We start from the raw sequence: 9,209 nt of genomic DNA, 5'->3' as shown, positions 1-9,209 counted from the left end.
AGAATATCCCGCCGACGGGGCCAGGCCATCCCAGTGACCGGATGGCGGGCGGCGTGCGACAGGCGGTCAGGTGCAGCGGGCGCTCGCGCGGCCCGCTACGGCATGGCCAGTGATGAGCCTGTGCTCAATGCAACAGGCGCGAGCGGCGGGCGATATCGTCAAAGAGTGCGCGGCCGGGTTCCAGCGCGAAGAGCCATGTTTCGTCATAGCCGCTCAGGGTATCGAGCGCATCGCGCAGGCGCTCGACGACGATGGCCGGGATTTCGACGGTTGCCTGCAAACCGCCGGACAGGCGGGCGACGCTGGCATGCTGGACAAGTTCGTCGGCGGCTTCGGCCACGTCGGCGGCGAACACGAGGTGATTGTTCAACAATTCGACGAGGCCCGGCGATGCCGCGACGTCTTCGACGTTAATCTGCACGGAAACAAAGGTGGCTTTGTTCATCCTGGGTTCCCTCAGGGACGTACGTTGCACCACGGCGAGAGGCGGGCGTCGGTTTTTTGTCTGATTATCGGCAGGCGGTAGAACCCAGTATAGGCGAGGGCGCGATCGGGGCCAGCGAGTTTGTACGAAGAAGCCGGTACATTGCGCGGCGTGCGCGTTAAAAAAGGCGGCACGCCCAGAGCGATATAATGGGGGCCGTTCGCCAATTCCGGCTTAATCAACGGAGAGGGTTTCGCGGGCGAACGCCGGCGGCCCCACGCGCATCCAACAATACGTATTCCCGTCGTACGTAGCGAGGAACCAGCGAGGAACAGCAACATGAATCAACAACGGCGATTTTCAGGCGCGTCAGGCGCGTATGCGGCGCTGACCGCACTCACGCTTGCCTGCAGCGCCTGTACGCTCACGCCGTGGGAGGGCAGCCCGTCCGCGCCGCCCACTCCCACGTCCAACGGCGTGCCCGCCGGTTACTACCGCGTCAATCCAGGCGACACGCTCTCGCGTATCGCGTCGGCCTATGGCCAGCGCGCCCAGGATCTCGCGAGCTGGAACCAGTTGCCGCCAAACGCCCAGGTGCTGCCAGGCCAGGTGCTGCGCGTCGCCCCGCCTGCGGGTTATAGCGCAGGCGCCGCCGCGCCGCAGCCGCCGGCGTTCACGAGCAACGCGCCTGCTGCGAACGGCGTGGCGGTGCCCAACCCGGTTGGCTCGGCGCTCTCGCTCATGTGGCCGGCGCGCGGTCCGATCCTGCAGCGCTTCGTGCCCGGCAAGTCGACCGGCATCGTGATCGGCGGCGCACCGGGCGAGCCGGTCAAGGCCGCCGCCGCGGGCCGCGTGGTCTATGCGGGCTCGGGCATCGAGGCCTACGGTCCGCTCGTCATCATCAAGCACAACGATCAGACCGTGACGGCCTACGGCCATAACGGCCGCCTGCTCGTGAAGGAAGACGACGCCGTCTCGCAAGGCCAGCCGATCGCCGAAATGGGCGTCGACAACAACGGCGTCGCGGGCGTGCAGTTCGAAGTGCGCAGCGACGGCAAGCCGGTCGATCCGCTGCCGCTGCTTTCGCGTTAAGTGCTCGCGCCTTTTTAGGCGCGCATTTTCAGCGATTTGCCAGGGCGCGCCGTTTGAAAATACACTCGATGGTTTCCACGCTGCGCCTGTCCGCCAGGCGCAGCGCCTGGCGCCGTGCATCTTCGCGGCGCGGCCTTCAGAGGATTCATCGGCATGATCGACCTGCGTAGCGACACCGTCACCCGTCCCAGCCAAGCCATGCTGGCTGCCATGACCCAAGCCGAAACCGGCGACGACGTCTGGGGTGACGATCCCACCGTGCTGCGCCTGCAGGCGCGCGTGGCCGAGGAAGCCGGCAAGGAAGCCGGCCTGTTCTTCCCAAGCGGCACGCAAAGCAATCTCGCCGCGCTGATGGCGCATTGCGGGCGCGGCGACGAATACATCGTCGGCCAGGCCGCTCACACTTATAAGTACGAAGGCGGCGGCGCGGCGGTGCTCGGCAGCATCCAGCCGCAGCCGCTCGACAATGCCGAAGACGGCTCGATCCCGCTCGAACGCGTTGCCGCCGCCATCAAGCCGATCGACGACCACTTCGCGCGCACGCGCCTGTTCGCGCTCGAAAACACCATCGGCGGCAAGGTGCTGCCGGCGGCCTACGTCGCCGAGGCCACGCAGTTCGCGCATGGCCGTGGGCTGGCGACGCACCTCGATGGCGCGCGCGTGTTCAATGCGGCAGTCGCGTCGAATCAATCGCTCAAGGCGATGGCCGAGGGTTTCGATTCGATGTCGATCTGCTTTTCGAAGGGCCTGGGTGCGCCGGTTGGTTCGGTGCTGGTGGGCAGCCGCGCGCTGATCGACGTGGCGCATCGCTGGCGCAAGGTGCTGGGCGGCGGTATGCGCCAGTCGGGCGTGCTGGCGGCGGCCTGCCTTTACGCGCTCGATCACAACGTTGCTCGCCTCGCCGACGATCACGCGAACGCCGCGCGCCTGGCTGAAGGGCTCGCGCAGATCGACGAGGTCAAGCTGATGTCGCACGCCACCAATATGGTGTTCGCGCAATTCCCGCAAGCCGATTGCGCAGCGCTGGAGGCGTGGCTCAAGGAGCGCGGCATCCTTACGCAGATGCTCTACGCATCGCGCTTCGTGACGCATCTTGACGTGAGCGCTGCCGATATCGACACTTTCGTCGCGGCCGTGAAGGCTTACTTCAAGCGCTGATTTCAGCAGGCTGGAAGCGCAGGCGGCGCGCTCAACGCGCCGCCGTCCTCAATGCCGCACCGCCCGATGCGACGGCGCAAACAGGCGCAAGCCGCTCGCCACGCTGGCCGCAGCCGAAAACGCCGCACCCAGGCTGAGTGCCAGCGTCGGGCCATGCTTGCCCGCAATCCCGAAGCACAACGCCACCAGCGCCGCGCCCGTGGTCTGCCCAAGCAGCCGCGAGACGGCGACGGTGCCGCTCGCGCCGCCGCTGCGCTCGGGCGGCGCGGCGGCCATGATCGCGCGCAGATTGGGCGACTGGAAAAAGCCGAAGCCCGCGCCGCAGATCGCCATGCGGATCACGATGTCGATCACGCTCGGGTGCACTGGCAGCATCGCCAGCGACGCCATCCCCACCGCCAGAATCGCCAGCCCGATCGCGCCCAGCAGTCCCGGCGGATAGCGGTCCGAGAGCCGTCCCGCGATGGGCGCGGCAGCGGCCACGACCACGGGCCAGGGCGTCATCAGGAAGCCGGTTTCCACCTGGCTGCGCAGCAGCACGGTTTCGAAATAGAACGGCAGCGACACGAACGCCAGCCCCTGGGCCGCGAACGAGCAGATCGCCGTCAGCGACGACAGCGCGAACACGGGGCGTCTGAACAGGTCGATGGGCAGCATCGGCGCGGGATGACCACGCTCGCGGCGGATCAGCAGCGCGCCGAACACCAGCGCGATCACCGCTGCCGTCGCCACTTCCTTGCCCGGCGCGCGCTGTGCCGCCTCGCCGAGCGCGAAGATCAGCGCGGCGAACGTCACGAGATTGAGCAGCGCCGCAAGCGGATCGAACGCGTGCTTGCCGCGCGCCGTCTGCGGCAGCGCGGGCATGGCGAACACCAGCGCCACCACACCCAGCGGCACGTTGATCGCGAACAGCCAGGGCCAGGTCCCCGCCGAGAGAATCAGCGAAGCCATGGTCGGCCCCACGGCAAACGACACACCCACGATCAGCGCGTTCATGCCAAGGCCGCGCCCGAGCCGGTGCGGCGGATAGAGAAAGCGGATCAACGCCGTGTTGACGCTCATGATCGCGCTGGCGCCCAGACCCTGCAGCACGCGCGCGCCGGCCAGCGCGGTGAGCGTGGGCGCGAGCGCGCAGGCGAGCGACGCCACCGTGAAGATGGCCAGCCCGCTGATATAGATACGCCGATGGCCGAGGATATCGCCGAGCGCCGCAAGCGGCAGCAGCGTGGCGACCATCGCGAGCTGGTACGCGTTGATGATCCAGACCGACGCGGCGGGCGCGGCGTGCAGATCGGCCGCGATGGCGGGCAGGGCGGTGTTGGCGATGGCGGTGTCGAGCGTCGCCAGCGCGACAGCGAGCATCACGGCGGCCATCGCGCGGCGGTTCTTCGCCGTCATGGGGGCGTCGGCGCGCCCAGTGTCTTTGGGCGCGGATACGGTTTCGGACAAGGCGGTCTCGGGCGTGGTCGGGGGAGCGGTGCGAAGCGTTCGGCACGAGCGTCGTGCGGACGATTCCGCGATTGTTACAGAGGTGGCGCGATTCTGCAGCGCCTGCTCCAGAGCTTTACTAGCTGTAAGGCGCGGCTTGATTCATGTCGATATCGCTCTAGTTCGCAACTAACCGCCAACGCATGCCGCGTCACGAGCGTGCGCCGAAGATCGGTACGCATTGGCGCGCTTATCGGCGCACACATCGGCGACGCAGGCGCACATCGCATTTCGCCCGTTCGCACGACCGCCGAAGATGATGTGTTTTGCATTGTTTCCGCAACGCCGCACGTCTTGAAAATGTCCTACTCTGCAAACTGATCTGCGCCTGCCCGCCCACGGTTGTTTGCGCCTGTCCGCGGACGGCATGCACCGCGACGGTGCCCGCGCGCGTTGCCTCGCGAGCGATGTGCTCGGTGCGCGGCACGCGACGTGCAAGCGCAGCCCGAACGCCCGCGCGCTGCGCCCGCCATCCCGGCCAACGCGCCGCGCGCCGCTTTTTCCGGGAGGCATTCGATGACAGCCGTCGGTCTTGAATTCGACCAGTTGAAGAGCAGCGCCGATGCGCTGCGCCGTTCCATCTCGAACCGTCTGATGTACGGCGTCGGCAAGGACGCCGTGACCGCGCGTCCGCAGGACTGGTTGCACGCCGCGGCGCTGGCCGTGCGCGACCGCCTCGTCGAGCGCTGGATGGTGACCACGCGCCGCCAGTACGATCAGGACGTCAAACGCGTTTATTACCTGTCGATGGAATTTCTTATCGGCCGTACCTTTTCGAACGCGCTGCTCGCGCTCGGCATCTACGAACCGATGAAGGAAGCGCTCGCGGGCGTCGGCGTCGATATGGAAGCGCTGGTCGATCTCGAACCCGATGCTGCGCTTGGCAACGGCGGTCTGGGCCGGCTGGCGGCCTGTTTTCTCGATTCGATGGCGACGCTCGGCATTCCGGGCTTTGGCTACGGCATTCGTTACGACTACGGCATGTTCCGCCAGCAGATCATCAATGGCGAGCAGGTCGAGGCGCCCGATTACTGGTTGCGCTCAGGCAATCCGTGGGAATTCCCGCGCCCCGAGGTGCAGTATCCCGTGCATTTTGGCGGGCGCACGGTGCAGCGCGACGGCCATGTCGAGTGGATCGAAACCACCCACGTCAACGCGATGGCCTACGACACCGTGATTCCCGGCTACGCGACCAGCGCGACCAACACGCTACGCCTGTGGTCCGCGCGCGCCGACGAGGAACTCGACCTTTCCGCCTTCAATCAGGGCGATTATCAGCGCGCCGTGGAAGCGAGAAATATTTCGGAGGACGTATCACGCCTGTTGTATCCCGACGATTCGACCATGGCGGGCCGCGAACTGCGCCTGCGTCAGGAGTATTTTTTCGTCTCGGCGACCATGCAGGATCTGATTCGCCGCTATCTGCGCACGCATAGCACGTTTGGCCGTTTCTCAGACAAAGTCGCGGTGCACCTGAACGATACCCATCCGGTGCTGGCGATTCCCGAATTGATTCGTCTGCTGGTGGACATTCACCATATGCCCTGGGACGAGGCGATGGGGCATATCAAACGCGTGTTCTCGTACACGAATCACACGCTGATGCCCGAAGCGCTGGAAACCTGGGATGTCGAACTATTGGCGCGTTTGCTGCCGCGTCACCTCGAAATCATCTTCGATATCAACGCGGCGTTCCTGCGCGAGGCGAGCGACAAGGGCGCGCACGATCTCGACTTTATCCGCCGTATTTCGCTCGTCGACGAATACGGTCAGCGGCGCGTACGCATGGCCTATCTGGCGATCGTCGCGAGTCACAAGGTCAATGGCGTTTCGAAGCTGCATTCGCAGTTGATGACGCGCGATATCTTCGCCGATTTCGCGCGGCTATTTCCCGATCGCTTCACCAATGTCACCAATGGCATCACGCCGCGCCGCTGGCTGGCGCAAGCGAGTCCGTCGCTCGCGCATCTGGTCGACGGGGCCATTGGCCAGAACTGGCGCAGCGATCTGTTCGCGCTGGACGGCCTGCGCAAGTTCAGCAGCGACGCGGCGTTCGGCGAAGCCTTCCGCGCCGCCAAGCGCGAAAACAAGGTGCGCCTTATCAAGCGCATGACGGCGCGCACGGGCCTCGCCTTCAACCCCGATGCGCTGTTCGACATGCAGGTCAAGCGCATCCACGAATACAAGCGGCAGTTGCTCAACGTGCTGCATGTCATCACGCGCTACAACCGCATCTTGCAGGAGCCCGAAAAAGATTGGGTGCCGCGCGTGGTGCTGTTCGCGGGCAAGGCGGCGTCGGCGTACCGGATGGCCAAGATCATCATCCGCCTCATCAACGATGTGGCGGAGAAGATCAATCACGATCCTGTGGTGGGCGATCGCCTCAAGGTGGTGTTCGTGCCGAACTATGGCGTGAGCGTGGCCGAAGTCGTGATTCCGGCCGCCGATCTGTCCGAGCAGATTTCGACGGCAGGCACGGAGGCGTCGGGCACCGGCAACATGAAGCTCGCGCTCAACGGCGCGCTGACGATGGGCACGCTCGACGGCGCGAACATCGAGATCTGCGACGCCGTGGGCAACGACAATATCTTCATCTTCGGTCACACGTCGGATCAGGTCGACGCGTTGCGTTGCTCGGGTTACAGACCACGCCAGGTGTACGAGGAGAATGCCGAACTGCGCACCGTGCTCGACCAGATTCGCACGGGATTTTTCTCGCCCGGCGACCCCGCGCGCTATTCGGACATCTTCCACACGCTGGTGGATTGGGGCGATCACTACATGGTGCTGGCCGATTACGCCGCGTTCATCGAGGCGCAGGAGGCGGCGGACGAGCGTTTTGTCGACACGCCGCGCTGGACCGCGAGCGCGATTCTGAACGTGGCCGGCATGGGTACGTTCTCGTCGGATCGGGCTATTGCCGAGTACGCGCGCGACATCTGGCACACGAAGCCGGTGGAGCAGGTGGGCTGAAGGCTGCCCGCAGCCCGGGCTGGACTGACCGCGCGGGCTTTACTGTGCGGGCACTACTGCGTGGACTTTACTGCGCGGCGGGGCGCGGTGCCGGGGCGTCGGCGCTGGCCGCCTTGGCCGCGCGTACGGCTTGTTCGACGCGTTCGACGAAGGTGCGGTCGCTGCTGGAAACCGCTTCGCGCGTTTCGCCCTTCGTCACCACCAGCAGACGGTGCGTGACTTCCTGCCAGATCCACGCGAGCCAGCCCACCACCACCAACATCACGCCGCAGCCGAGCGCGGCGCCCGACGTGTACGCGCCGCCAACGGCTGCGAGCACGACGCCGATCAGCGAGAGCAGCACCGGCACCACGCGGTTGCGATGGATCGTCACGACCCGCAGATCGTCGATGTCGCGCAGTGCGAAGATTTGCCCTGCGGCGGAAAGCGAGGTGCGCGTAACCGATACGCCGGCTTCGTTGAAAGGGAGTTCCATCGATTCGAAAGCTGCGAAGGGAAAGGGCGCAGCGTACCAGAAGCGCGCGGGGGGCGGCAGATAGCACGGCGCCGCAGGGCGCGCAGCCAATAAAAAAGGCCCCCCGAAGGAGGCCCGGTGCCTACCGCGCATGGCGCGACAGGAACGCATGGCGTTTGCACGCAACGCCCGCTTGCGGCGGGCGCTGCATTCGCGATGCTTAGAACTTGTGGCGGATACCGACGCGAACCGCGAGCTGTTCCTGCGAACCCGAACCCGACGGCGCGAAGATGCTCGACGACGAATCGCCGATCTGTGCCTGAACCGGCGTGCCCTTGTACGTGCCCGACGCTTCTTCGAAGGCGATCAGACCGTAGACGTCCGTGCGCTTGCTCAGAGCGTAGTCAACCGAACCGTTGACGTCGTTCCAGTGTGCGTTGAACAGACCCGAAGCGCGCGAGTACGTGTAGCCCACTGCGCCCGTCAGAGCCGGCGTGAAGGCGTACTTGACGCCTGCTTCGTACGCGTTGTACAGCGTCGACGAACCCGTGATCGGTTCGAAGCGCGTGTTCGTCCACAGCAACCATGCCGTAGCCGGACCGTAGACATAACGGCCGCCGAAGCCGAACGAGCGCAGATCGCGCACGACGCTGGCGCCAGCGGTGTTGATGTTAGCCAGCGACGTCGAGAACGTCGTCGGCGAAGCCGATGCGGGGTACGTGATGTCCGTGTACGCGCCACCCAGGCTGAACGGGCCGTATGCGTAGTTCGCGCCGAAGCTGTAAGCACGCGACGACGACGTCGAGCTGGTCGTCGGAGCGCCGGCGAACGACGTCGTGTTCGAGAAGCCATACAGGCCGCCGAACGTGAAGCCCGAGAAGTTCACGCTCTGGAACTTGACGGCGTTGTTGATACGGCTCGACGTGAGCTGGTCGACGTCGTTGACGTGGTACGCCCAGTTGCCCGAAACCGTGTTGCCGCCGGTCGAGTACAGACCGCCGAGGATGTCCGTGCTGAACGAGTATTGACGGCCGAACGTCAGCGAGCCGATGTTGCTTTGCGTCAGACCGACATAAGCTTGACGGCCGAACATCGCGCCGCCTTGACCTGCCGTGCCGTTGCCGCTGTTAAAACCGTTCTCGAGCACGAAGATCGCCTTCAGGCCGCCGCCCAGGTCTTCCGTGCCGCGCAGGCCCCAACGGCTGCCTTGTGCAACGCCGTCGCCGTACGTGAAGGCCTTCGAGCTGCCCTTCGATGCGTTCTGCGTGTGGTTGATGTAGTTCACACCCGCGTCGATCAGGCCGTAGAGCGTCACGCTGCTTTGTGCGTGAGCGGAACCGGCGATCAGGCCGAGGATAGCGGTGGTCAGAATCTTCTTTTTCAACTGTTTCTCCGGATGAAGGAAAGTAAGTCTCCGGCCTCGTGCGGGCCGGTTGATGTGTCGCGCTGCAATTTAAGGGTCGCTAGCTAAAGAAATGTGACAGTAAGGATATGTCGCTGAAATGTCGCGTTTATGTGGCGTGAATGCGACAGGGGGCTTGCGAGGTGGGGTGATGAGCGTCAAGTCCTTGATGGGCAAGGATTTGCGGGAATTTTCCGGAGCTTTTTCGACGCTGGCGG

At 65.1% G+C, this 9,209-nt stretch carries 7 protein-coding genes; 3 read left to right on the top strand and 4 right to left on the bottom strand.

The window, feature by feature from the left end:
- Window positions 1–124 precede the first annotated feature (124 nt).
- Complete coding sequence (locus VG320_RS13040; RefSeq protein WP_327200519.1) at window positions 125–445, bottom strand: hypothetical protein; 321 nt, start codon at window positions 443–445, stop codon at window positions 125–127.
- Between the two features lie 318 nt (window positions 446–763).
- Here VG320_RS13040 and VG320_RS13035 point away from each other — a divergent pair, with 318 nt between their 5' ends.
- Window positions 764–1,516 (top strand): peptidoglycan DD-metalloendopeptidase family protein, encoded by a 753-nt coding sequence (locus VG320_RS13035; protein ID WP_327200518.1) that lies wholly within the window; start codon window positions 764–766, stop codon window positions 1,514–1,516.
- A gap of 153 nt (window positions 1,517–1,669) precedes the next feature.
- Window positions 1,670–2,674, top strand: a complete 1,005-nt coding sequence (ltaE, locus tag VG320_RS13030; protein ID WP_327200517.1) for a low-specificity L-threonine aldolase — start codon at window positions 1,670–1,672, stop codon at window positions 2,672–2,674.
- 48 nt (window positions 2,675–2,722) lie between these two features.
- On the opposite strand, the gene VG320_RS13025 is transcribed toward ltaE, so the two are convergent.
- Complete coding sequence (locus VG320_RS13025; RefSeq protein ID WP_414696030.1) at window positions 2,723–4,072, bottom strand: MFS transporter; 1,350 nt, start codon at window positions 4,070–4,072, stop codon at window positions 2,723–2,725.
- 606 nt (window positions 4,073–4,678) lie between these two features.
- Between VG320_RS13025 and VG320_RS13020 the strand changes: the two genes are divergently transcribed.
- Window positions 4,679–7,135, top strand: coding sequence for a glycogen/starch/alpha-glucan phosphorylase (locus VG320_RS13020; RefSeq protein WP_327200515.1), 2,457 nt, complete (start codon window positions 4,679–4,681; stop codon window positions 7,133–7,135).
- Window positions 7,136–7,202: 67 nt separating this feature from the next.
- On the opposite strand, the gene VG320_RS13015 is transcribed toward VG320_RS13020, so the two are convergent.
- The gene (locus tag VG320_RS13015; protein WP_327200514.1) at window positions 7,203–7,610 is read right to left on the bottom strand and encodes a DUF6232 family protein; all 408 of its coding nucleotides are present in this window, start codon (window positions 7,608–7,610) and stop codon (window positions 7,203–7,205) included.
- 199 nt (window positions 7,611–7,809) lie between these two features.
- On the bottom strand, window positions 7,810–8,973 hold the full coding sequence (locus VG320_RS13010; RefSeq protein ID WP_327200513.1) for a porin: 1,164 nt from the start codon (window positions 8,971–8,973) through the stop codon (window positions 7,810–7,812).
- Window positions 8,974–9,209 lie beyond the last annotated feature (236 nt).

The organism is Paraburkholderia sp., assembly GCF_035948235.1.
Classification (GTDB): Bacteria; Pseudomonadota; Gammaproteobacteria; order Burkholderiales; family Burkholderiaceae; genus Paraburkholderia.
Note: the sequence above shows the minus strand (reverse complement) of the source record. Positions and strands in the feature narration are given on the sequence as shown.